The sequence below is a fragment of the Thalassococcus halodurans genome, from assembly GCF_900108225.1.
GTDB lineage: Bacteria > Pseudomonadota > Alphaproteobacteria > Rhodobacterales > Rhodobacteraceae > Thalassococcus > Thalassococcus halodurans.
On sequence record NZ_FNUZ01000002.1, the window covers coordinates 903,606 to 928,059 of the forward strand.

Consider the following 24,454-nt stretch of genomic DNA (forward strand, 5'->3'; position numbering starts at 1 on the left):
GGATTTGGAAAACGCGGCCTTCGGGTCGCGTTTTTTGTTTGGCGTCACCGCCTTGCGCTGCGCTGGACAATAATGGGCAACCCGCCCAAGGTGTCTGAACTTTGATGCATTCAGACCAAGGCCTATTTCCATGACCTCCCACCCTCGATCCGGCCTTTTATGCCTTACCCTATTCACCGCGACGGCGGCGAACGCGGAATGCCCGCAAGGGCAATACGATTTCAATTCATGTCGGATAGAAGGCCGCAACACCGAGGTTTCCGTCTGCTATGACAATAACACAGTCACTTACAGCTATGGCCCCCTGGGCAAACCACCCGAACTGTTCCTGACCGAACCAATCGCAACGGTCGACTACCAACCTTGGCATGGCGTCGGTAAAGCCATTTTCGAAAGCGTGACCTTCTACAATGGCGACTATGCCTATCAGGTCGGCGGCGGCTTTGACCGTCCCTTCACCGAGGAAGAAATGGAGCAAGGCCCCCATCATTTCGGTTGGATCGACATCTCGAAGAACGGGAAATCTCTGGCTACGCTGGAATGTGTTCCTGACACTGTCAGCTTTGGCTTTGGTGGTGCCATATATGATGTGAAAGAAGCCGCCGGATATGAATGGGACGATCTGGCGCTGTCATGGATCGACAAAGCGATCAAGGTGTCCGAGCCGCCACTTCTGATCAGCCAACAAGGCGCGAACGGGCCAAAAGACTGCCTGCCTGCATCCGAATTCAGCTTAGGCGGCGTCACGATATATGACACGGCCATGTCTCTGGCAAAACTCGGATCTCCCGAGGCCACGTCAGCCACAACGCCTCAAGGTTTACCAATAGATCAGATCACCGCGCATGGGCTTGAGATCAGCCTGATGGATGAGGCAGTCATAGGCATAACCGCAGCCACTGAGGACTGGCCCACACCGTCCGGCTTGAAAGTAGGTCTGACCCGAGGCGAGGTTGTCAGGATACTGGGCCATGTGCCTGCTGGCGTGTACGCCGCTGATGATCAGTTCAAGCTTCCGATCTGTCCGACTGGCGAGGGTGACGCCTCTGAATGGACAGCAGAGATCGACTTCGGTCAGGACAGACGCGTTGCAACCATCGGCTTTTTAGGCCCGCTTCCCTAGTTTCCGATACGGATCACACAAAGCAAAAGGCGCAGCCAACGGACTGCGCCTTTTTCGTTTGATATGAGCCAAACCCTACTGGTTCGCCCGTTCCGCTTCGATCTCGCGCCAGCGCGCGACGTTGCGGTTATGCTCATCCAGCGTCACTGCAAAGGCGTGACCACCTGTGCCGTCAGCCACGAAGAAGATGTAATCCGTCTCTGCCGGGTTTAGCGCTGCTTCAATAGACGCACGACCCGGGTTGGCGATGGGTGTCGGCGGCAGGCCTTCGATCACATAGGTGTTGTAGGGCGTCGCGCCGCGCAATTCGGACTGGCGCAGACCACGGCCCAACACGCCCTCACCTTTGGTGATGCCGTAGATCACGGTCGGGTCCGTTTGCAGACGCATGCCGGTGTTCAGACGGTTGATAAAGACCGACGCGACCTGCGGACGTTCGCTGGACACGCCTGTTTCTTTTTCAACGATCGACGCAAGGATCAACGCCTCTTCAGGGCTGTTCAGCGGCAGATTATCTGCGCGGTTTGCCCATGCCTCGGCCAGAATGCGTTCCTGACTGGATTGCATCCGTTCGATCAGGCTGGCGCGTGTGGCACCAACGGTGACCTCATAGCTGTCAGGCGCAAGGCTGCCCTCGGCGGGGACGTCAACAGTGCCCTCCAGCACATCAATCTGCCCCAGCTCGTTCACGACCTGCCAGCTGGTAACACCCTCGGCCAGAAGAATGCGGAAGCGCGTGTCACCTTCGGCTTTGACAGCCGTGTATTCGGCAGGAACTTCGTCAGCTTCCGGGTCGAACTTGACCAGTTCGACATAGCGACCAGTCGCAGGATCGAGTTCACGCACTTCAACTGAAGCCGCGTTTACACCGATGCGGTACACAACCTCGGTGCCGCATGTCGACGCGCCACCACGGGTGACGATATCAACGATTTCAGACATCGAAGCCCCCTCAGGCACAAGGTACGACCCTGCCTTCAGGTCTTGCGTTTTCTTTGCGTAATCCGCGCCCATGCGGAACAGCGCGGCCGACGATACGGCGTTCTGCTCTGCAAGGTTTTCGGAAACGCGTGTCATGTTGGTGCCGCGTGGCACCTCGACACAGATCGGTTGGGCCAGTGGCCCTGCCGATGTGTATTCTTTCTGCGCCCAGATGATCAGACCGCCGAACAGGAAAACCCCGACGACGAGGAACGTCATCGCGTTAGAAGCGATGTTGCGCCACATATCAGCTGACCTTGCCGAAGATCACGCTGGCGTTCGTGCCACCAAAGCCAAAGCTGTTGGACAGAGCATAATTGATCTCCCGCTCACGCTTGGCGTTGGGGGCCAGATCGATAGGCGTTTCAACGGCCGGTGTCTCAAGGTTGATGGTCGGCGGTGCCACCTGATCGCGGATCGCAAGGATCGAGAACACAGCCTCAATCGCGCCAGCAGCACCCAAAAGGTGACCCGTCGCGGATTTCGTCGACGACATGGTGGCCGTTGCCGCCGCATCACCCAGCAGGCGTTCAACAGCGCCCAGTTCGATGACGTCAGCCATGGTCGATGTGCCGTGCGCGTTGATGTAGTCGATATCAGATGCCTGAAGACCCGCGTCTTTCAGCGCCGCACGCATAGAGCGTTCGCCGCCTTCACCGTCAGAGGACGGCGCGGTGATGTGGTAGGCGTCGCCGGACAGGCCATAGCCGCAAACTTCGGCATAGATTTTCGCACCACGCGCTTTGGCGTGCTCGTATTCTTCGAGAACAACAATGCCTGCGCCCTCGCCCATAACGAAACCGTCGCGGTCTGCGTCATAGGGACGGCTGGCCGCTTTGGGGTCATCGCCACGCTTGGTCGACAGCGCCTTACAGGCGTTAAAGCCCGCGATGCCGATCTCAGAGATCGCCGCTTCGGCACCACCGGCAACCATCACGTCTGCATCACCGTATTTGATCATGCGCGCCGCATCACCGATAGCGTGCGCGCCTGTCGAACATGCGGTTACGACAGAGTGGTTCGGGCCTTTAAAGCCATGACGGATGGAAACGTTGCCCGAAATCAGGTTGATCAGAGCACCGGGAATAAAGAACGGCGAAACGCGGCGCGGGCCTTTGTCGCGGATCAGGTAGGCGGTTTCGGCGATCGAGTTCAGACCACCGATACCGGAACCGATCATGACACCCGTGCGCTCCAGGCTTTCCTGATCTTCGGGGTGCCAGTCTGCATCGTTAACGGCCATTTCTGCAGCCGCGATCCCGTAAAGAATGAAATCATCAACTTTACGCTGCTCTTTCTTGTCCATCCACTCATCAGGATTGAACGTACCGTCTGTGCCATCGCCGTGTTTGACTTCGCAGGCATAAGTGGTGGCCAGATGGCTTGCATCGAATTTGGTGATGGTACCCGCGCCGGACTGACCGTCCAGCAGGCGTTCCCATGTTGCTTCGACCCCACTGGCCAGCGGTGTGACAAGACCCAATCCGGTTACTACGACGCGACGCATGACTGCTGTCCTCATGATATGAATTTTGTTGATTTGCTCTTACCCTGCCAAGGGCGGGGGGAGCAAGTGTAAGCAAGCGCGCAGGCGGGATTGCGACCACCTACGTCAGGTTTTCAGCCCCATTCCGCACCCAGATCGGCCTTGGTTCGGTCGATCCAGTGATCCTGCAGCCAGTCGCAGGGTTTGGAATAGCGAATGAACGATCCTGTGTATCCGCCCAAAGCATCCGTCATTTTCGGACGCCCATGGAAGCACACGACACGCGCATCTTCGGGCAATTGAGGCGGGGTAAACCAGTTCCGCGGAAACGGATTGCAATCGTACTTAAAGCTGACAACCCACGGCTCGGGGATGTATTCGAAGACACCGCGATCCATGGCTTTATGAGAGGTATAGCGCTGCTCGGACCCGCGCGCTTTTTCCACCTCGGCATAAGGGTTTGCGGCCAGATCGTCGTACAAAAACCCATGCAACGCAGGATCATAGCGGAAAACAGAGCCATGCCCCGTAGGCCGCCCTTTGCGCTTTTCGGTCCAGTCGTGGCGCATGGCAACCTTGCCCGGTGCCATGTCGTGGATTTCGTCCAGATTGCCTGTGATTACAACGTCTAGATCAAAGCCCAGAACAGGCCCTTCCAGATCGGGGATCAGGCCTTCTTTAAAAAGCGACGTCTTGCGCATCGCTCCCTGCCGGTTGGCCACGGCCAGCGCCGCATCCATTTCCTTGCGAAACGGTTCGGTGGGCAGGTCCAGCACCTCGATATCGGGATGCAGGCCATCTGTCACATCGGTCATGCACATGAACCGGATCGGCCGCGACATATTGCGGCGCACGCCCGAATACAGGCGGTTCACGTACTCAGGGCCAAAGGCTGTGCCCCACTTAATGCATATGACGTTCACAGTGTTCATGGCGCGCGCCTTAGCAGGCCCTTACCCGCGACACCAGTCAGAGCACGCGGATTTCGCACAACCGATCAATATCCGCTGTCCGAAATCAGAACACGGTGTCCCGGTCCGACCTCTTTGTATTCGTTTTTCACGGGCTCATAGCCAACGGGATGGATGGGCGACGGGATCGGCTTGAAGTTCAGGTCTTTTTCCTGCTTCCGCTTGCGTGGGTCCGCGATGGGCACAGCCTTCATCAAAGCCTGCGTATAGGGGTGCTGCGGGTTTTCGAATACGGCGCGACGCGGCCCGATTTCGACGATCCGCCCCAGATACATCACGCCGACGTCGTGGCTGACACGTTCCACCACGGCCATATCATGGCTGATGAACAGATAAGACAGGTTCAGTTCGGACTGAAGCTCCATCATCAGGTTCACGACCTGCGCCTGTACCGAAACGTCCAAGGCAGACACAGCCTCATCCGCCACGATCAGTTTGGGGTTCAGAGCCAAGGCCCGCGCAATCGCGATCCGCTGTCGCTGACCGCCCGATAATTCGTGCGGATAGCGCTGCATAAAGCTGCGCGGCAGCTCCACACGGTCGAAAAGCGCAGCCACGCGATCCATACGCTCGGAAGCCGAGTACATCCCAAAATTTTCCATTGGCTCAGATACTTGGTCAGCCAACTTCATCTGAGGGTTGAGCGATGCAAACGGGTCTTGGAAGATCATCTGCATGTCGGCGCGCGCCTTACGAAGATCACGGTCGGACTGACCAAGAATATCCAGACCATCCAGTTTGACGCTGCCCTTCATCGGCTCGACCAGTCGCAGGATCGACCGCCCCGCCGTGGATTTTCCGCAGCCCGATTCACCAACAAGGCTCAGCGTGCGGCCTTTGGGTATACTGAAGGACAAATCCTCGACCGCGTGCACGTTGGCCACCGTCTGACGGAAAAAGCCGCCCTTCACAGGAAAGCGCGTGGTCAGGCCTTTGACCTCAAGCAGCGTTTCGTCCGATCCGATGATCGGCTCTGGTTCTGCAGCGTTCGAACCGACCAGCTTCATAGGCTTGGGATAATCGGTGCCCGTCATCTCGCCCAAACGCGGGACAGCGGCCAACAGCGCCTGAGTATAGGGATGCTTGGGGTTCTCGAAGATTTCCTCAACGGTCCCCTCTTCGACCTTATTGCCGCGGAACATGACAACAACGCGGTCAGCCATTTGCGCCACAACCGCCATATCATGCGTGATGAACATCACCGCAGTGCCTGTTTCACGCTTCAATCGGTCAATAAGCGCCAGAATTTCAGCCTGAATGGTCACGTCCAACGCGGTTGTCGGTTCGTCGGCAATCAGCAAACGCGGCTTACAAGCAAGCGCCATCGCAATCACGACCCGCTGACGCATACCGCCAGACAGTTCGTGCGGATATTGCTTCAACCTGCGTTCGGGTTCCGGAATACGCACCTCGCGCAGCAGTTCAAGCGCCCGCGCATCTGCCTCGGACGCGGACATACCGCGATGCACCTTCAGCCCTTCAGTTAGCTGGCGGCCGATGGTGAACACCGGGTTCAGCGCTGTCATCGGCTCTTGGAAGATCATCCCGATCTCATTGCCGCGAATCGTGCGCATCAGGGATTGCTCGGCTTCGGCCAGATCGATCTCGCCGCCTTCTTTCCGGTCAAAAACCAGCTTGCCGCCGGCAATCGTGCCACCGCCGAATTCGATCAGGCGCATCAAAGACAGTGACGAAACTGATTTCCCCGACCCTGATTCCCCGACCACACAGACCGTTTCACCCGAGGCGATTTCGAACGACACGTCCTCGACACCGACGACCGTTCCGGCCTTTGTTTCAAACTCGACCCGTAGGTTTTCAATCCGTGCAATCGGCGCGTCGAGCATATTGTCCCCCAAGGTTCGTCTAGACGGTTGTGCGTCGAGTAAGGCGAAGGCAGACGCCCTTGTCAAACCAACATTTGACTAATCGGTCAAACCAGACGGGACAAAGGCAAGCCGACGCTACGTCACCCGAACGCCTGCACGAAATTCAGTCATACCAACACGTTACACACAACCATTGCTTGAAAAAATATTTTTTGATCAAAAGTTAAACTTTTTTCAGGCGGTTACTGACCAGCCAGTCAAGTTTTTGCAGATTTTGTGTATCGGAACACTTGCTTTTTACGTCGATGCGGTTTTCGATGCTGGCATGGTGAACTCGTGTCAAATGGGGAATGACGCAAAATGACTACTGCAGCCAAACCTGCAGACCAATCAAACACCTAAAATCTCAGAACAAAATCAAAGACATCAAAAAAGCATGTCCAACATGGAGACTACAATGAAACTTAAATCTTTGCTGCTTGGCGCAGTTGCCGCTTCCGCGATGGCGCCCGCCGCCATGGCCGAGCGTGGCGCGGACGGCCAAGTGAACATTATCTATTGGCAAGCTCCGTCCATCATGAATCCCTACCTCTCTGGTGGTACGAAGGATATCGAAGCCGCATCGCTGGTGATCGAGCCGCTCGGTCGTTACGACCCCACCGGCGCTCTGGTTCCCTACCTTGCAGAAGAGATCCCGACAGTTGAAAACGGTGGCGTGGCCGCCGACCTGACGTCGATCACATGGAAGATCAAGGAAGGCATGAAGTGGTCCGACGGCTCTGCCCTGACCGCAGCCGACGTTGTATTTACCGCCGAGTACTGCATGTCCCCCGAAGGCGGCTGCGCGCAGCGTGCCAAATTCGACGGCGTGACATCTGTAGAAGCACTGGACGATCTGACAGTCAAAGTCACATTCGGCCAGCCGACCCCGAACCCCTATGGTCCTTTCATGGGCGGTCAGTCCCCGATCATCCAGAAAGCACAGTTTGAAAACTGCGTTGGTGCGGCGGCATCGTCCTGTACCGATCAAAACTTCTACCCCATCGGCACGGGCCCGTTTGTCGTGACAGACTTCCGCCCGAACGACGTAATCTCGCTGGAAGCCAACCAGAACTACCGTGATCCGGCAAAGCCCGCATTCGCGACTGTGAACTTCAAAGGTGGCGGTGACGCAACCGCATCCGGTCGTGCGGTACTGGAAACAGGCGAATATGATTACGCTTGGAACCTGCAGCTGGCGCCCGACGTGCTGGCGCAAATGGCAGCCGCTGGCAAAGGCGAACCGATCGCAGCATTCGGCACGCTGGTCGAACGGATCGAAATGAACCTGACCAACCCGTCGCCGGACCTTCCGGAAGGCGAGCGTTCGACCGTTGCTGCACCGCACCCCTTCCTTTCGGAAGAACCCGTGCGCCGCGCGCTGTCTATGGCGATTGACCGCGAACTGCTGGTTGAAGTCGGCTACGGTCAGGCCGGTCGTGCGACTTGTAACCTGGTTCCCGCCCCTGCCCTGTACGCGTCCGACAACACAGACTGTCTGACACAGGACATCGAAGGCGCGAAGGCCCTGCTGGAAGGTGCTGGCTGGACCGACACCGACGGTGACGGCATCCGCGACAAGGACGGCGTTAAACTGTCCCTGCTGTACCAGACATCAACAAACGCTGTTCGTCAGGACTTCCAGGCGCTGATCAAACAGTGGTGGTCTGAAATCGGTGTGGAAACAGAACTGCGCAACATCGATGCGTCGGTCTTCTTCGGTGGTGACCCGGGCTCGCCCGACACATTCCAGAAGTTCTACGCAGACGTGGAAATGTACGCCAACAACTTCGACGGCACAGACCCGCAGTCCTACCTGTCCATGTACCGTTGCGGCAACGAACCCAAACCGTCTTCGCAGTGGCAGGGCGAAAACATCAACCGCTTCTGCAGCGAAGAGTATGATGCGCTGCTGGACGAACTGGCCCGCACAGGCGAGCTGGAAAAGCGCGGCGAAATCGCGAAAAAGCTGAACGACATACTGACCAAAGAAACGATGACAATCGTTCCGCTGGTTGACCGTGGTCGTGTCTCTGCCCGTGCAATGACACTGGGTGGTGTTCAGCTGAACACATGGGACAGCGAACTTTGGAACGCTGCCGACTGGTACCGGATCAAGGAATAATCCTTTCCAGACGATAACCGCGTCCCCCCAACGGGGGCGCGGTATTTTCCTATCTGCTCCTAGGGCCAGACGGCCCTTTCCAACACATGCGAATTGGCTGGCCTAAATGCTGACATTCACGATCAGGCGTCTGGTTCTGGCGGTCCCGACGCTGCTGTTTATCAGTTTTGCGATCTTCATGCTGCTGCAACTGGCCCCCGGCGATCCGATGGCCCAAGTGCCACTGACCGTCCCCCCCGAAGTGAAACAACAAATGCGCGAGGCGTTGGGGCTTGGTCAGCCCCCCTTGGTGCAATACTGGAAGTGGTTGGTTCAGGTTCTCTGGATCGAACCCAAAATCCTGATTGACTGGCTCACGCAGGACAGCTGGCTGTTGGGCTGGTTGCCGGACACGAACCTCTACCAGAACGAACTGCGCGTGATTTCGTGGCAGACCCGTTCGCCGGTGATGGACATCGTGATCCAGCGTATTCCGCAAACGCTGTGGGTCGTTGCATTGGCTTATGTGGTCGGCGTTCTGATCGCGATCCCGATCGGCGTCTATTCCGCGTATCGCCAGTATTCGGTTTTCGATCAAGCTGGCACGTTCGTGACGATGATCGGCTTTTCGATCCCGCCCTTCTTTACCGGCCCTCTGCTGATCGTGATTTTCTCAGTCCAACTGGGCTGGCTGCCGTCAATCTATGACACCACCCACGTCGTGAATGACTGGGCGAGCTTCAAGATCCAGCTGCAGCAGATGATCATGCCGGTCATGGTTCTGGCCCTGCAAACCACAGCACAGATCAGCCGCTATATGCGCGCGTCGATGCTTGATAACCTGAATATGGATTACGTCCGCACCGCCCGCGCCAAAGGCATGTCCGAGGCCGTCGTGGTCACGGTGCACGTGCTCCGCAACTCGATGATCCCGGTGATCACCGTCATCGCCCTTGGCGTCCCGAGCATCTTTGGCGGCGCGATCATTACGGAAAACGTGTTCAAGGTGAACGGCATCGGTCAGCTTCTGATCACCGCGCTCTTCGCCAACGACCTTCCCATGGTCATGACGCTGACGTTTATCTTCGCCTTCCTGATTGTCGCCTTCAACCTGATCGCTGACATCCTGTACGGCGTACTTGACCCGAGGATCCGCTATGACTGAGCCAGCGACAACAGACCCTCAGGCCATTGCAGCCCTGCAGGACAAAGGCCCCCTCGCCCCGCCACGCAGCCAGTGGCTGGACATCTGGGACCAGTTGAAACGTCACAAAGGCGCGATGATCGGCGGGTTCTTCCTGATCTTCATCACACTTGCCGTTTTAGTCGGGCCTTACATCTGGACGCTTGATCCGCAAAAGCTCGACATCCGGAACAAGGACCTGCGCCCGATCTACACCGCGATCTGGGACAGCACGGCCAAAACGGCGTGGGGCCACCCCTTTGGCACCGACAACCTTGGTCGCGATCAGCTTGCGCAGATGCTGGCTGGTGGACGGGCGTCCATGGCGGTTGGCTGGGCAGCAATGTTGCTGTCGCTTCTGATTGGCACGGCAGTCGGCGTTGCAGCGGGCTTCTTCCGTCGTCTGGACGGCCCCTTGATGCGCCTGACCGACTTGTTCCTATCCTTGCCAATCCTGCCCCTGCTGCTGGTTGCCGTGACACTGTTCCGCCAACCACTTCGTGCCAACTTTGGCCCCGAAGGCGGGATGTTTGTTCTGATTGTCACGATCATCGGAATCACCAGCTGGATGCCCACCGCGCGGATCGTGCGGGGCGATATCCTGACACTGAAGGAACGGGAATTTATTCTGGCGGCACGCTCTATCGGGACCACGTCGTGGAAAACAATCACCCGCCATCTTCTGCCAAACGTGCTGTCTCCGATCATGGTGTCAGCCACACTTGGCCTTGCGACAGCGATCATCACGGAAAGCGCCCTGTCCTTCCTAGGCGTCGGATTTCCTTCGGATTTTCCGACATGGGGCAAGATGCTGGCCGACGCAGTTCCCCGCATGGTCGACTTCCCCGAACGGGTGATCCTGCCTGGCACCGCCATCTCGTTGACCGTGCTGGCGGTGAACTATCTGGGCGACGGTTTGCGCGATGCGCTTGATCCCCGCATGCGCGGGCGCTGAAAACCAGTAAAATAAGGGCAAACGAGCGCCTGATCCGCAAAAACCGGATCAGGCGTTCCGCTTTTGACCAGTTGGCAAAACACTTTGTTCTACCCGACGCCAAGACACGAACGCCTGTTTATTAGGCGAACTTGCAACCGCCCCCGATTTTCTGGAATGAGCGGGAAACGCCCTAACTAAGTGGGCGAACTGACACCTGCGACACCGGAGTATCCAGAATGTTCGAGAGTTTGGGTTTCGAAAACTACACAGCCCCCCAAGTGGCTGTCGGCTTTGCCCTCTTGCTGGGATTGGCCTTTGGCTTTTTGGCCGAGCGCACAAAGTTCTGTTTCCGCCGCAGCCTGATTGGCGATGATGCGAAATCCGCGTCGGGTGTCTGGCTGACAGCACTGGGCGTCGCCATTCTGGGCACCCAAGCCGCAGCCGTCTTCGGCCTGATCGATTTCGCCGATCACCGGTTTATGAACGCCGACCTGCCGATCCTTGCCATTCTGGTGGGTGGTCTTCTGTTTGGTGCCGGCATGGTCCTGACCCGTGGCTGCGTATCGCGCCTGACCGTTCTGACAGCCAGCGGCAACCTGCGCGCTGCGACTGTTTTGCTGGTCTTCGCCATCGTGGCACATGCCACACTGAAGGGGCTGCTGGCCCCGATCCGCGTGTCGCTGGGTGCCGTCACCGTTCCGATGGGCGATGCCGTGTCCTTCGCACAGCTTCCCGGTGGCGCGGCCGTCTGGGCCGTCGTTCTGGGCGTTGGTGCGCTGGCACTGGGCCTGCGCGGCCGCAACAGCGTGACACTGGTCGTTATGGCGGTTCTGATCGGCCTGCTGGTTCCTGCTGGCTGGGTTGGTACAGGGTTCATCCTGCAGGACGAATTCGATCCGATCGCGATGGAGACACTGTCCTTCACATCACCTTGGGCTGACACATTGTTCTTTACCGTCGCCTCGACATCTATTCCCGCTGGCTTTGGCGTGGGCCTGATCGGCGGCACGCTGGCAGGCGCGCTGGTTGCAGCGGTGATCTTTGGATCGTTCCAATGGCAAAGCTTTAGCGCCCCGTCCGAAACAGGTCGCTACATTGCTGGCGGCGCACTGATGGGTATGGGTGGTGTTCTGGCTGGCGGTTGCACCGTGGGTGCCGGTCTGGCCGGTGTTCCGACCCTGTCTTTTGCCGCCCTGCTGGCCATTCTAGCGATCGGTGTTGGCGGTGTTCTGACCCACCGCGTCCTGAACGCACGCGGCGCAACGCCGAACGCAGTCCAGCCCGCCGAATAAGCGGGCCGGACAAAGCAATGCAAATTACATGTCGGGGCCTTTGGCCTCGACCATTTTGCGAATACGCCGGATCATCATCCAGACGAACAGAACCACCGGCAAAGTCACCAAGGCCGTGAGCATGCCCTTTGACAGACCGATTAGGCTGGCCACCGGATAAAGCAGATAACTCATGAGCGAGACGGCGTAATAGCTGATCGCGACCACGGACAGGCCTTCAACCGTTTCCTGCAAGCGAAGCTGCATATCGGCGCGGTGGTTCATGCTTTCCAACAATTGTTGGTTCTGGGCCGAGCGTTCGACCTCAACCATCGTACGAAGCAAATCCGCAGCGCGCATGGCCCTGTTCGAAAGATTGGCCAATTGCTGTTCGGTCGCCTTCACCGTCCGCATCGCGGGATCGTACCGGCGCATCATGAACTCGGCAAAGGTCTGGCGACCATTGAACCGCTCTTCGCGCAAAACCGAAATCCGCTGGGTGACAATCGCCTCATAGGCCCCTGTCGCCCCGAACCGGAACGAGGTCTGCGCGCTGAGTGTTTCCAGCTCGGCCGACACCGACAGAAGCGATTTCAACGTCTGATCAGTGCGCTTGTTGCCATGGGTCATGGCATCCATCAGATCGGTCAGTTCTTTGTCGATCTCGCTGATGCGCGGGGCGATCCACTTGACCCGTGTAAAGCCAAGCATCGACATGACCTTATATGTCTCGATCTCGCAGAGACGCTGAACAATCCGGCCCATGCGGCGTTCGCCCACATCAGGGCCCACGAACAGGCCGAACCGCAAATGCCCGGCCGTATCAATACGGAAATCCCCCGCGATCACGGCCTGATCATCGATCACCGACGACATCGCCACGGATTCCGAGACGAACCAGTCTTCGATGTGCTGCTCCATCGTCGCGTCGTCAGGACGCAGCGCACAGCGGATCAGGGCCGACGTCATCCGCACACCCGGAGCGCGTTCCAGCCAGTCATTCGGGAAGACCTCGAAATCAGCGGGGTCAAACGGGCGATCCGACAGGCCGTTCAGAAAGACCGTATAGGTCACAAATTCCGTGTGCTGTTCCCACTTCAACATGTACTGGCCGATTTTGCCAAAGTAATGCGTGGCACCAGGCTGCGGGTGCGTGGCACCATAGCGGTCCAACAGATCGAACAGATGTTCCAGATCCAGATTGCGATCCCGCGACGCCGCCTCTTCTGCCTTTTTCACAGCCAGATAAACCGCACGGCACGGAGCCTTCAGTGCTGGAAAAGGACGCGCATGCAGTTCGTTCGACAGTTTGTATCGAAGCGGGTGATCAGTGATTGGCGACATACGCGCCCTCCATCGTGGACTGGTTAAATTTCACTAGATACGCGCATGATTTGACAAGTAAAGCAAAAGATCAACAATTTCAAAATGTTAAAGGAACACAATGGCATACAATTTGACGATGGAAATCATCGTGCCACTATCGGAAACAAGCGCCAAGCCAGTGACCAACGAAAAAACCGCGCCCTGTTTTCCAAGGCACGGTTTTGAAATCTAACGGTATTTACCGGATCAGGCCGATCAGGACGCCTGATAGATCTTGTCGATGTTCGCGCCCAGCGCCGCGTTGAAATCAGCGTCAGACTGTTTCTTGGACAAACCTTCTGTCAGCGCGCGGCTGAAGCTTGCGATCATCTTGGTGTTCTTGGCCAGACGGGCGCAGGCTTCGTCCGTGCTATAACCACCCGACAGCGCAACAACACGCAGGACACGCGCGTGATCTGCCAGATCATCGTAGAGGCCCGCTTGGTTCGGGATCGTCAGCTTCAGCATGACGTCCTGACCCTCGGCCAGAGTATCCAGATGCTTTGCCAGCGCGTCATGCAGGATCGCTTCTGCTTCGGACTTGGTGTCGGAATGGATGTCGACTTCCGGCTCGATGATCGGAACCAGACCCGCGCCGATCACAGTGCGCGCCACTTCGAACTGCTGGGCAACAACGGCCTCGATCCCTTCGGCATTCGCAGCATGGATGACCGAGCGTTCTTTGGTGCCAAACACACCATGGCCCGCCGCCTCAGCCAGAAGGTCTTCCAGACCGGGCATCGGTTTCATCACCTGAACGTCGTTGGCTTTGTCTTCCAGACCTTTGTCGATCTTCAGGAAGGGAACAATACCACGGTCTTCCCACAGCGCAGCGGCTGTCGGCTTGCCATCCACGTCGCCACGCATGGTGCGTTCAAACAGGATCGCGCCAAGAACCTTTTCCGACGTGAAGTCAGGTGCGGTGATGATACGGGCACGCATCTTGTGGATTTCGCCGAACATCTCTTCGTCGCCGTTGTATTCGGACTCTTCCACGCCATAAAGACGCAGCGCCTTTGGCGTCGATCCACCCGACTGATCCAGAGCTGCGATAAAGCCTTTGCCCGATGTGATACGGGCTGCTTGTGCGTCAAAGCGTTCAGACGTGTGACTCATTGAACCGAAATTCCCTTGGCTGTCCCAATTTCCGGCTTCAATAATCCATCGCGCGAAGCGAAGATAGATAGACAATCATATGTTTAGCGCTAACGCATTGAATTTCTTCACAGCTATGTGGAACGGATCTTTACGCGCGCAAAACATTTTCTACTTTTCTAGAGCGGAGCTGCGCCATTTTACATAGTGAAAAGCGTAGCTATGTTTGGTCGCTTCGAATGGCTTAAAGGCCCTCGCTACCTCTCACCTCTATCCGCAGATGAATACCGTGCTTGGCCCGCACCGTCAGATGCGCGGCGGGTTCGGGGACTTGGCCCTCGATAGCCTCGATACGGAACGCCCCAATGATCGCGGACAGCAACAAAACGCCCTCAGCCATCGCAAACCCCGCACCGGTGCACACGCGCCGACCCGCTGAAAACGGAATATAGGCGTCGCGGGCGCAGGCTTTGCCGTTCTCGGTCGCCCAGCGGCTTGGGTCAAAGCTATCAGGGTTGTCCCAAAGCCGTTCATGGCGATGCAGGTGCCACGGACTTAGAACCACCTGCGCGCCTTTGGGCACCCGCCTATCACGGAAGGTTTCAGCGCGCGCAGCCTCGCGGACCATCATCGGCACCGGGGGGTAGAGCCGCAGGGTTTCGCGGAACACATCCCGCGTCACGCGCAATTTCGACAGATCAGAGAAGTCGCCAGAAAACGCGGCTGCCTCGTCTGCTACTTTCTTCTGCCACTCGGGATAGATCGCCAGCAGGCAAAGCCCCCACGCCAAAGCCGAGGCAGAGGTTTCATGGCCTGCCAGAAAGAAGATCGCGACGTGATCAACCATTTCGTCGATATCAAAGGTTTCGCCCGTGTCCGGATCGACCGAGGTCATGATCTTGGTCGCCAGATCATCCGGTGCAGTTCCCTTCTTGATTTCGTCCAGACGGCGTTCCGTCAGTTGCCGGATGAGCCCCCTGATACGATCCGCCGCCTGCCGTGTATCCTGTCGGAAGAAACGCGGCATCCAGCGGGGCAGAGGGATAAGGGCCGCGATGTTCACGATAGGCTGGCTGCGTTGATAGGCGCGGAATTCGTGGAACACCTGCTGCGCCATTCGGTCTTCGATCGGAATAGAAAACAGCGTGCGGAAGATGACATCGGCCGCGGCGTGACTGGCGTCTTCCTCGATCTCGACAATGCTCCCTGCCCGCGCCTGCAAGCGTTTGACAGCGGCCTCTGCCGCCTCGCGCATCGGGTGCCACGTATCGCGCAACCGCCCGCCTTCGAACGCGGGGTCAATGATACGCCTCTGGCGTTCCCATTGCGCCCCGTTGGTCAGAAACACGCTGTCCCCCAGTAGGGGCCGTAACCCTTCGCTGACACGACCGGATTTCGGGAAATCTTCTGGGCGGTCCTTCAGCACAGTCTTCACCAGATCAGGCTGGTTGATCAGGAAAGATTTGAAGAACGGCGTTTTAAACTCGGCCATCCACGCACGATAGAGCCGCGCTGGCTGCGCCGACAGGATGTCCTGCTTGAACAGCTTGGCGTAGCGCCAGAGCGGCACCTTATTAGGTCGGGATGGGGGTTTGGGCGGGATCATGCGGACATCGACGTGTATTTCGACACCGCATAATCGATCCGGCTGGCCGACGGCGGACGGTCTGCATAACGGGTGCCCAAAGTCACTGGACCTGCGGTGATCTGGAAGTAGTCGTAGTCCAGCGGCTGATCGAAAGCGCATAGATACTGGAAATGCAGGCGGAAGAACCGCCAGCGCAGCGCCTTCCATGTCTCGGGCTTCAGCGACTTGGTGAACTGTGCAGAAAACACCAAAGGCCAGCGTTTGTCAGTTGGCGCGACGCCGGACACCGAAACAGGGTCACACAGTGCAAAGGCACAGCCATCGCCGGGGGCGGTAACGTCGACCCAAGTCAGAACGTCCTGACTGGCCAGGAAATGCAGGTCTGCGCGTAGGCGGTCAGCTTTAGGCAGGAACGACACCATCGGCACCACCTGCCCCAGTGACAGAAACGCCAAGGCTGGCCCGTCATCAGGTACGTCGCCTGCACGGATCAAATCGGCAAGGATGGACACGGACAGATGCGCGCCCGAGGAATGGCCAACCACCAACACTTCATCCACATCGCTTTTCAACGCATCCGCGATCATAGCGCGGAATTCTGTCAAGCGGGCCTCAAGCTCGGGCGGGTTCGCACCCTTCCATTTGGCGGAATAGCTATAGTCATGCATGAGGTAGTAGGCGAAAAGTTTGCCGTCTTTGGCTTTGAACCACCTCAGTACAAAAACCATTAGGGCCAAAGCCGCGATACCGCCGATCAAACGCGCAAGAACCCCGAACTCCGCCGCGAAATAGATCACCAGACTGTACAGCAGCCAACCAATCAGCACGGCGACAACCAACTGCAATAGCAACATCCCGATAGGATAAAGCGCCGCAATCACCGGCCCCTTGCGCAGCCGCATCAGACGCCACAGCGCACCCGAGCCGATATAGGCCCATGCGGTGCGCACCAGTTGACCATAGGTTGCCGGAATACTGTTAGACATGCTGTCGCGGACGATGTCGGACCAGACCAGCACATCGATATCTGCCTGTGTGTCCTGCCCGTCAAAGCGCCCATCCACATGCCAGCCATAGGTGCCCTTGGCTTGTTTGGGGCGCAGTGTCAGATCGTAGCCAGAGATAGCGGCCTGCGAAGCGCCTTCCTTCCGGTAAAGTTCACGGTAGCGGCGGGGATGGATCGGATCATAGCCGGGGATGTAAAACACCCGCCGCGCTTTCACCTGTTGCCCCGTCTCAGCCATCACTCATCCATTTAAACACTGACATTTGCGCATAAGCTAACGCCGGTTTCAGGCAGGTTTAAGGCAAAACGGGACAATCACCGCGCAAGAGCGCGCATTGTTGCGCTTTCCGCATCAAGTCCGGATCAGCCCAGTGTTGCCAAAGCGGGGAAGGTTTCCAACAGCCAGAACGACAGTGCCGAGAAGCCGCCCGTTAGCATCAGCAAGCCAATGGTCCAAAGCAAAAGCCCCATGATGCGTTCGATCTGCTCCATATGGCGTTTCATCCAAGCCATCAGACCCGTCAGCCGCGGCAGGAAGGCCGCGACCAGAAGGAAGGGAATGCCTAAGCCTGCCGCATAAACGCCCAGCAGGATCAACCCCTTACTGATGCTCGCCTCGGACGCTGCCAACGACAGGATCGCGCCCAACTGTGGGCCGATGCAAGGTGTCCAGCCGAATGCAAACGCCAGCCCTAGAAGATACGCACCGAACGCCGTACCGCCCTGATCACCAGCATCAAAACGCGCTTCGCGATTCAAGAAAGGAATGTTGATCGCGCCCACGAAATGCGCGCCGAAGATCATGACAAGGATGCCTGCAAAGGTGTTGAACCATGACTGGTATTGCAAAAACACCGACCCGATGGCCGAAGCCGCAAAGCCAAGGATCAAAAAGACCGTCGACAACCCCATGACAAAAAACAGTGCAGGCAGAAGCGCGCGGTTTTTGCCGCTGTTCAAATCCGACATGGTCGTGCCCGACATATAGGCCAGGTAAGGCGGCACAACAGGCAGGACACAGGGGCTTAGAAAGCTGATAACGCCTGCGACCAGCGCCACCAACAAGGCAGGCAACAGACCTGCGTCTATGATCTCAATTCCGAACATGGCCCAGCGTTAGATCAAATCGCGGACAAGGTCACTGGAAATCCTGTCACATCTCTGTGGACAGGCTGAAATATCAGACCTATGTCACTGATTATGAACAACACACTTGATGCCCGCGGACTGCTCTGTCCCCTGCCCGTTCTGAAAGCGCGCAAGCGTCTGATGGCGCTTGATCATGGCGATGTTCTTCAGGTCACCACGGATGATCCAGCCGCGATCATCGACATCCCGCATTTCTGCGCCGAAGCGGGTCACGAACTGATCGCTCAGGCCGAAGATGGCGACGCGATGGTCTGGGATATCCGCAAAGGATGACCCAGACGGTTTGCTCAGGGCATTTTCGCCAAGGCATCCACAAAAAACGGGCGGAAGCCTTCTGGATGTTCGCTCATCGGGAAGTGGCCCAACTCATCCATCACAGCCAACGTTGCGCCGGGAATTGCGTCTGCTGTTCGCTTCGCGTCTTCGGGCGTGCAGGTCAGATCATAGGCACCCACAATGATGTGCACGGGCGTCTGGCTCGTGTCGATAGTCGGCAAGCGCGGGATCAGGCTGTCATCCTTGGTGTAAAAGCTCAGATCCCCACGGAACACCCCCGGCCCGCTTTGCATGAACATCCAAAGCGTATTCCAGCGTTCCGCATTCGGCGCATAGGGCGAGATATTGGCCGATACCAGCGCCGCCCCCATTTCACCGCCATGCGCATCGGGGCGATGGAACCAATCGATATCGTACCAAGCTGGTTGGAAATCGGACGCCTCGATTGCGATAAATCCGCTGAACTTGTCAGGGTGAAGCGCGGCCAGCTGCAACGCAATGCGCCCGCCCATGGAACAGCCCGCCAGTACGGGTTTGCCCAAATCCAGCCCGTCGATCACGGCCAGAACCGTTTCGATATAGGCTTCGGTCGTCAGCAGGTATTCTTCGGTTTCAAACCCTTCGGGCGGCAGGGATTTGCCGTGCCACGGCATATCAAACGCGATCAGCCGGTTTGACGATGTGATCTCGGCATCATTCATCAGATGCCGCCATTGGCGCGTGTCCGCGCCTGCGGTGTGCAGACAGATCACGGGGCGGCCTTGGCCTGCTTCTTCGAAATAGATCCGGCGCGGTGCACCGGCGATCTGAACGGTTAAATAGCGGCCTGTGATTGCTTCGATTGTCATCCTCAGGCCCCTTTCATTCCGCGCGGCAGCGCCATGACTTCTTTGAAAAACCGCAGGTTCTTAACCAGCTTCAGGATATCGCCATCCACGCGCCCGCGACCGATCTTCACAAAGCCGAAGATGTCGTGAAACCCCGGTTCGGGCAGCGGTTGCCAAAACTTGTCCAAAGCATCGCGATCAACGCGCAAAGCAAAGCTCCACGGTGTTTTCCGGCTCGGGCCTTCAACAACGGCAACAAGGTGGCCCTTTTCGAAGGTCAGATAGAATTCCTCTCCGTCCACTTCGATCAGAACAGTTTCCGAGAACAAACGCCCCAACCGCAACAGGTGCGGTGTTTGATCTAGTGTTTTCTGGATATGCGTGAAGATGTCGATCACCTTGCTGTCTCCCTTAGGTCGGCAGACCCATCGGGTGCCACAGGCGTACGGTGAACTCTATGCCACAGCGGGTATGAGCCCATACCCTTATCAGCCACCTTCTGTAACAGCCTCCACCAGCACACCAGATGCTGGATCGGTATCAACCAATACCAGAAAAGGTATTGGGATGAGGCAGGATTTCTAACAAGTCTGTGGTCAACGGGCCCGAGGAGAGCCCGACAATCTACCCGTGCTGTCAGGAGGAGACCAAACAGATGGGCATCGTTACAGAAGAGAATATCACCGACGTCGTGACCGCAAGCCTTGGGGAACACGGAGAAATTTCGGATCGCCAGCGCCAGATCATGACATCGCTGATCAAACACCTGCACAGCTTTGTCAAAGACGTGAAACTGCAGCACAGCGAATTTCTTGACGCGTGCTTCTACCTCGAGCGCGCAGGCAAGCTGTGTAACGAAAGCCGTCAGGAATTCATCCTGCTCGCCGACATTCTGGGTGTTGAAACGCTGGTCGACATGATGACCAACCCCGTCGAAGGCGACGCGAGCGAGTCCACGGTTCTTGGCCCGTTCTATCGTGAAAACCCGCCGGTCCTGCCCAAGGGCGCCTCCACAATCCTCAAGCACTTCGACAACGAAGAAACCGCCTATTACGAAGGCTACATCCGCGACAAGGATGGCAACGGCATTTCCGGCGTGACACTGGATGTGTGGGAAGACGCGCCGAACGGCATCTACGAAAACCTCGATCCCGATCAGCCGGAATATAACCTGCGCGGTCGTTTCGAAACCGATGAAAACGGCCACTACGCCTTTGTCGCCGTGCGCCCCGTGCCCTACCCGATCCCCGAGGACGAAACAGCGGGCGAACTGCTGCGCTACATGGGTCACCACCCCAACCGTCCGGGCCACATGCACTTTATCATCTCGAAGGATGGCTACCGCCCGCTGATCAGCCAAATCTACGATGCGGACAGCGAATGGCTGGAAGATGACAGCGTGTTTGCGGTGAAGGACAGCCTGATCGGCAAATTCAAACCGGCGAAAGAAGAACACGGCACGGATGTGCATCTCGAGTTCGACTTCGTTTTGACACCGCAGGCCATGGCCGCCGAATAAGGCCCATGTCCGGTTATGCCGCAGGCCCCCAATCCTTTGGGGGTCTGTTCACGTTTTCGGCTTTAGCCTATCCATAGAGCCAAAAGGAAGCGCGCCGTGAACTTTAAACAGTTGACCTATTTCATCGCCGTCGCAGAAGAACTACACTTTGGGCGCGCCGCCGAACGTCTGGACATGGCGCAGCCGCCCCTAAGCCGCCAGATCAAGCAGTTGGAAACCGATCTGGACGCCACCCTGTTCAACCGGGGCCGCAGCCAGATCAGCCTGACCCAAGCGGGCGAACGGCTGTTGGAGCGTGGCAAATCCATTCTGGCCCAGTTGGATGACACCTGTCTTGAGGTGCGTCGATTGGGCCAAGGTGCGGAGGGCCGTCTGCGTGTGGGCTTTGTCGGGTCTGCGACATTCGGCATCCTGCCCAACATCATCAAATCTTTCCGCGCGAACTATCCCGAGGTGAACCTGAGCCTTCTGCCGATGAACAACGCGCAACTGCATCGCGCCCTGATCTCGCGCGAAATCGACGTGGCCTTTTCCCGCCCCGAACTGCACGACAGCGAATTCATCACAAAACATCTGCTGGAAGAACCGCTGATCGCCGCTGTGCCTGACACGCTTGAAGTCAACGGCCCCGGCGGGCTGGACCTACGGACGCTCAAGGCCCCCAGCCTGATCCTCTATCCTGAGTTTCCCCGCCCCAGCTTTGCCGATGTGGTGCTGTCTTATTGCAAAACGATGGGTGTCGACACGTCGCGCCGCGTCTGGACGATGGACTTGCAAACTGCGCTTAGCCTTGTGTCGATTGGCGAAGGGATTTGTGTTGTTCCTGCCTCTGTCGGGACCGCCACGCGCAATGGCATGCGGTTTCACAAGATCAATCCGCCTTTGGGCGTGACATCGCTGTCGGTGAACTATCGGCTGGATGAACAGGGACGCCACATCAACAACTTTATCAGGATCGCCCAAAGCGTCGCGCGCAAGACGATCTGATCACCGGTTACGTTCCAGACACAGCCCTGACGGTTTTGCTCCGGTCGCGGCTGTAGAAGTTGACCTTATCCATATCCAGTTCGGCCCCGATGCCGGGACCTTGCGGGACTTCAACATTGAAATCCTTGTACACGATCGGGTTGGCCAGAATTTCATCGGTCAACAGCAGCGGCCCGAACAGTTCCGTCCCCCACTCCAACCGGTCAACGGTCGCGAACAGCTGCAGCGCCGCCGAGGTGCCTAACCCCGTCTCAAGCATCGTGCCGCCATAGAGCCCAAGCCCTGCCGCCTGACCAATGGCAATAACTTCGGCCCCGCGTTTCAGGCCACCCGATTGCGCGACCTTCACGGCAAAGACGTCGGCACAATGGTTGGCGGCAACCACAAGCGCATCTTCCGGCCCGTTCAGAATTTCATCCGCCATCAGTGCGATTTCGTATTTCGCAGTCAGCTCGGCCATGGCGTGACGATAGCGTGCCTTGATCGGTTGCTCGACCAGAACACAGCCCGCCTCTTGCAGGCCTTTCAGCCCCCAGCGCGCGTCCTGCAGGCTCCACGCCTGATTGACGTCCACGCGGATACTGGCCCGATCCCCAAGCGCCTTGGCAATCTTTGACACATGCGCAACGTCGTCAGCGACGGCCCGTTTGCCGATTTTCAGTTTGAATATGTTGTGACGACCACGCTCGATCATCTCTTCGGCTTCGGCAATATCCGTGTCCGAGTTGCCCGAGGCCAGCGTCCACGCCACAGGAAGCCGCTTGTGGACCGCACCGCCGAACAACTGCGACACAGGCACGCCAAGGCGTTTTCCCAGACCATCCCAAAGCGCAGTCTCGATCGCGGACTTGGCAATCCGGTTGCCTTGCACCATGCGATCAACCAGTTGCGTGACCGCATTGATGTCATCCCCATCCAGCCCGACAATGCCAGGTGCGATGTAGGTTTCGATCACCGACTGAATGCTTTCAGGGCTTTCCGGACAATAGCTTAGACCGCCGATGGTCGTCCCTTCCCCCAGCCCTTCGGAGCCGTCAGAAAACCGTATCCGGACCAGAACAGCCGTTTGCGTCCGCATCGTTGCCATAGACAGGACATGCCCTCTGATTGTCGGGACATCCACGATCATGGTTTCGATCACGTCAATTTTGGGCACAGCTCTGGTTCCTTGGTGTCGTTGACTGCCAAGGCCTAGATTGCGCTTTCGGGGTGTTTTCTGTCGATGATAACGCGGGTCTCAGGTGATACCCAAAAAGACAGGTTTCGATGCATTTTGCGTATGGCCGATTATAGCATTTCTTGCCTTATCAGAAGAAGTTAGCCGCCGGTATCACCCCATACCTGTCCAAGCATTGCTTGAATCCGGCCGTCCAACCACCGTTTCGCCAAAAGCCGCAAAGGCAGGATTATTGGAAGTGGAGGACAACCAATGACAACAAAGATCACACGTCGCGATTTCGGCCGAGGAGCCGCCGCAATCGCAGGGGCAGCAGCACTGGGGACACCCGCGCTGGCAGCCAACAAGAAAATCAAAATCGGTTTCGTTTCGCCGCAAACAGGCCCGCTGGCCGTTTTCGCGGAATCCGATGCGTTTGTGCTGAACCAGTTCCAAACTGCGCTTGCCGGTGGGCTGGAAATCGCGGGCGAAACCTATGACATCGAATTCATCGTCAAGGACAGCCAGTCCAGTTCGAACCGCGCATCGACGGTTGCTCAGGAGCTGATCCTTGATGAAGAGGTCAACCTGATCCTCGCCACCTCGACGCCCGATACCACAAACCCTGTCGCGGATCAGGCGGAACTGAACGAGGTGCCCTGCATCACCAACGATACCCCGTGGCAGCCGCATTTCTTCGGCCGTCAGGGCGACCCGTCCAAGGGTTTTGATTGGACCTTCCATTTCTTCTGGGGTCTGGAAGACATTGCATCGGCCAACATCGGCACGTGGGATCAGGTCGCAACCAATAAGGTCGTTGGCGCCCTGTGGCCGAACGATCCGGATGGCAACGCCTTTGGCGATCCCGAGCGTGGCTATCCCCCGCTGCTAGAGGCCCGCGGTTATACGTTGGTCGACCCCGGTCGCTATCAAATCCTCTCGGATGATTTCTCGGCCCAGATTTCCGCGTTCAAAGCGGCAGGTGTCGAGATCGTCACGGGCGTTGTGCCGCCGCCGGACTTCACAACCTTCTGGCTGCAAGCCGCCCAGCAGGATTTCCATCCCAAGGTCGTGACATTCGGCAAAGCGCTGGAATTCCCGCAGGTTATCTCGTCTTTGGGTGATCGTGGTGAAGCGCTGACAACCGAGCTGTGGTGGTCGCCGAACCACCCGTTCTCGTCCGGTTTCAACGGCCAGACATCCGCAGAACTGGCAGCCGCCTACGAGGAAGCTACAGGCAACGTCTGGACCATGCCGCTGGGCTTCAAGCATTCGCTGTTCGAAATCGCTATCGACGCCCTGCGCCGTACCGAAGACCCCAGCGATCCGGCCTCGATCCGCGATGCGATTGCCGCGACGGACTATGCGTCCATCGTTGGTCCGATCAACTTCCAGACAGGGCCCGTGCCGAATATCTCCAAGACACCTCTGGTGGGTGGCCAATGGCGGATCGTTGATGGCAAGCCCGTGATCGACATCGTTGAAAACGGTGATCACCCGAATATCGCCAAAACGGCAGACGTCCGTTTGATCGGCAACTAATCATCGGGGGACTGCATCGA

General features: G+C 57.6%; 21 protein-coding genes. 9 read left to right on the top strand and 12 right to left on the bottom strand.

Features of this window, described 5'->3' with window-relative positions:
• The first annotated feature begins 130 nt into the window (after positions 1 to 130).
• Complete coding sequence (locus C4S59_RS09385) at positions 131 to 1,123, top strand: hypothetical protein (protein ID WP_103910177.1); 993 nt, start codon at positions 131 to 133, stop codon at positions 1,121 to 1,123.
• 75 nt (positions 1,124 to 1,198) lie between these two features.
• Here C4S59_RS09385 and mltG read toward each other — a convergent pair whose 3' ends face one another.
• From mltG to C4S59_RS09405, 4 genes are all read right to left on the bottom strand, one after another.
• Positions 1,199 to 2,350, bottom strand: coding sequence for an endolytic transglycosylase MltG (gene mltG, locus C4S59_RS09390; protein WP_103910178.1), 1,152 nt, complete (start codon positions 2,348 to 2,350; stop codon positions 1,199 to 1,201).
• A gap of 1 nt (position 2,351) precedes the next feature.
• Entirely contained in the window at positions 2,352 to 3,611 is a 1,260-nt protein-coding gene (fabF, locus tag C4S59_RS09395; RefSeq protein ID WP_103910179.1) for a beta-ketoacyl-ACP synthase II, read from the bottom strand.
• Positions 3,612 to 3,724: 113 nt separating this feature from the next.
• Positions 3,725 to 4,522: a glycosyl transferase gene (locus tag C4S59_RS09400; protein ID WP_103910180.1), complete on the bottom strand. Its 798-nt coding sequence runs from the start codon at positions 4,520 to 4,522 to the stop codon at positions 3,725 to 3,727.
• A 65-nt stretch (positions 4,523 to 4,587) separates the two neighbouring features.
• Complete coding sequence (locus C4S59_RS09405) at positions 4,588 to 6,408, bottom strand: ABC transporter ATP-binding protein (RefSeq protein ID WP_103910181.1); 1,821 nt, start codon at positions 6,406 to 6,408, stop codon at positions 4,588 to 4,590.
• Positions 6,409 to 6,847: 439 nt separating this feature from the next.
• Between C4S59_RS09405 and C4S59_RS09410 the strand changes: the two genes are divergently transcribed.
• From C4S59_RS09410 to C4S59_RS09425, 4 genes are all read left to right on the top strand, one after another.
• On the top strand, positions 6,848 to 8,554 hold the full coding sequence (locus C4S59_RS09410) for a peptide ABC transporter substrate-binding protein (RefSeq protein ID WP_103910182.1): 1,707 nt from the start codon (positions 6,848 to 6,850) through the stop codon (positions 8,552 to 8,554).
• 106 nt (positions 8,555 to 8,660) lie between these two features.
• The gene (locus C4S59_RS09415; protein WP_103910183.1) at positions 8,661 to 9,698 is read left to right on the top strand and encodes an ABC transporter permease; all 1,038 of its coding nucleotides are present in this window, start codon (positions 8,661 to 8,663) and stop codon (positions 9,696 to 9,698) included.
• Positions 9,691 to 10,671 (top strand): ABC transporter permease, encoded by a 981-nt coding sequence (locus C4S59_RS09420; RefSeq protein ID WP_103910184.1) that lies wholly within the window; start codon positions 9,691 to 9,693, stop codon positions 10,669 to 10,671. Before C4S59_RS09415 ends, C4S59_RS09420 begins: the two co-directional genes overlap by 8 nt.
• Positions 10,672 to 10,889: 218 nt before the next feature.
• Complete coding sequence (locus C4S59_RS09425) at positions 10,890 to 11,945, top strand: YeeE/YedE family protein (RefSeq protein WP_103910185.1); 1,056 nt, start codon at positions 10,890 to 10,892, stop codon at positions 11,943 to 11,945.
• A 24-nt stretch (positions 11,946 to 11,969) separates the two neighbouring features.
• On the opposite strand, the gene C4S59_RS09430 is transcribed toward C4S59_RS09425, so the two are convergent.
• The 5 genes from C4S59_RS09430 to C4S59_RS09450 form a co-directional block, all read right to left on the bottom strand.
• Positions 11,970 to 13,268 carry a DUF3422 family protein gene (locus tag C4S59_RS09430; protein WP_103910186.1) on the bottom strand — a complete coding sequence of 433 codons (1,299 nt, stop codon included), beginning with the start codon at positions 13,266 to 13,268 and terminating at the stop codon, positions 11,970 to 11,972.
• 237 nt (positions 13,269 to 13,505) lie between these two features.
• Positions 13,506 to 14,405, bottom strand: a complete 900-nt coding sequence (locus C4S59_RS09435) for a fructose bisphosphate aldolase (protein ID WP_103910187.1) — start codon at positions 14,403 to 14,405, stop codon at positions 13,506 to 13,508.
• Between the two features lie 223 nt (positions 14,406 to 14,628).
• Positions 14,629 to 15,990, bottom strand: a complete 1,362-nt coding sequence (locus tag C4S59_RS09440) for a cytochrome P450 (protein WP_103910188.1) — start codon at positions 15,988 to 15,990, stop codon at positions 14,629 to 14,631.
• On the bottom strand, positions 15,987 to 17,216 hold the full coding sequence (locus C4S59_RS09445) for a hypothetical protein (protein ID WP_103910189.1): 1,230 nt from the start codon (positions 17,214 to 17,216) through the stop codon (positions 15,987 to 15,989). The genes C4S59_RS09440 and C4S59_RS09445 overlap by 4 nt, the downstream gene beginning before the upstream one ends.
• A gap of 125 nt (positions 17,217 to 17,341) precedes the next feature.
• Positions 17,342 to 18,085, bottom strand: a complete 744-nt coding sequence (locus C4S59_RS09450; protein ID WP_103910190.1) for a cytochrome c biogenesis CcdA family protein — start codon at positions 18,083 to 18,085, stop codon at positions 17,342 to 17,344.
• Positions 18,086 to 18,178: 93 nt separating this feature from the next.
• Here C4S59_RS09450 and C4S59_RS09455 point away from each other — a divergent pair, with 93 nt between their 5' ends.
• Positions 18,179 to 18,400 (top strand): sulfurtransferase TusA family protein, encoded by a 222-nt coding sequence (locus tag C4S59_RS09455; protein WP_103910352.1) that lies wholly within the window; start codon positions 18,179 to 18,181, stop codon positions 18,398 to 18,400.
• 14 nt (positions 18,401 to 18,414) lie between these two features.
• Here the strand turns inward: C4S59_RS09455 and C4S59_RS09460 are convergent, their stop codons facing one another.
• On the bottom strand, positions 18,415 to 19,251 hold the full coding sequence (locus C4S59_RS09460) for an alpha/beta fold hydrolase (protein ID WP_103910191.1): 837 nt from the start codon (positions 19,249 to 19,251) through the stop codon (positions 18,415 to 18,417).
• Positions 19,252 to 19,253: 2 nt separating this feature from the next.
• Entirely contained in the window at positions 19,254 to 19,628 is a 375-nt protein-coding gene (locus tag C4S59_RS09465) for a hypothetical protein (protein ID WP_103910192.1), read from the bottom strand.
• Positions 19,629 to 19,885: 257 nt separating this feature from the next.
• Between C4S59_RS09465 and C4S59_RS09470 the strand changes: the two genes are divergently transcribed.
• Together C4S59_RS09470 and C4S59_RS09475 are read left to right on the top strand one after the other, a co-directional pair.
• Positions 19,886 to 20,749, top strand: a complete 864-nt coding sequence (locus tag C4S59_RS09470; protein WP_103910193.1) for a dioxygenase family protein — start codon at positions 19,886 to 19,888, stop codon at positions 20,747 to 20,749.
• 96 nt (positions 20,750 to 20,845) lie between these two features.
• Positions 20,846 to 21,736, top strand: a complete 891-nt coding sequence (locus C4S59_RS09475) for a LysR family transcriptional regulator (protein ID WP_103910194.1) — start codon at positions 20,846 to 20,848, stop codon at positions 21,734 to 21,736.
• A 7-nt stretch (positions 21,737 to 21,743) separates the two neighbouring features.
• On the opposite strand, the gene C4S59_RS09480 is transcribed toward C4S59_RS09475, so the two are convergent.
• Positions 21,744 to 22,892: a muconate/chloromuconate family cycloisomerase gene (locus C4S59_RS09480; RefSeq protein ID WP_268810624.1), complete on the bottom strand. Its 1,149-nt coding sequence runs from the start codon at positions 22,890 to 22,892 to the stop codon at positions 21,744 to 21,746.
• A 273-nt stretch (positions 22,893 to 23,165) separates the two neighbouring features.
• Here C4S59_RS09480 and C4S59_RS09485 point away from each other — a divergent pair, with 273 nt between their 5' ends.
• Positions 23,166 to 24,434: an ABC transporter substrate-binding protein gene (locus C4S59_RS09485; RefSeq protein ID WP_103910195.1), complete on the top strand. Its 1,269-nt coding sequence runs from the start codon at positions 23,166 to 23,168 to the stop codon at positions 24,432 to 24,434.
• Positions 24,435 to 24,454 lie beyond the last annotated feature (20 nt).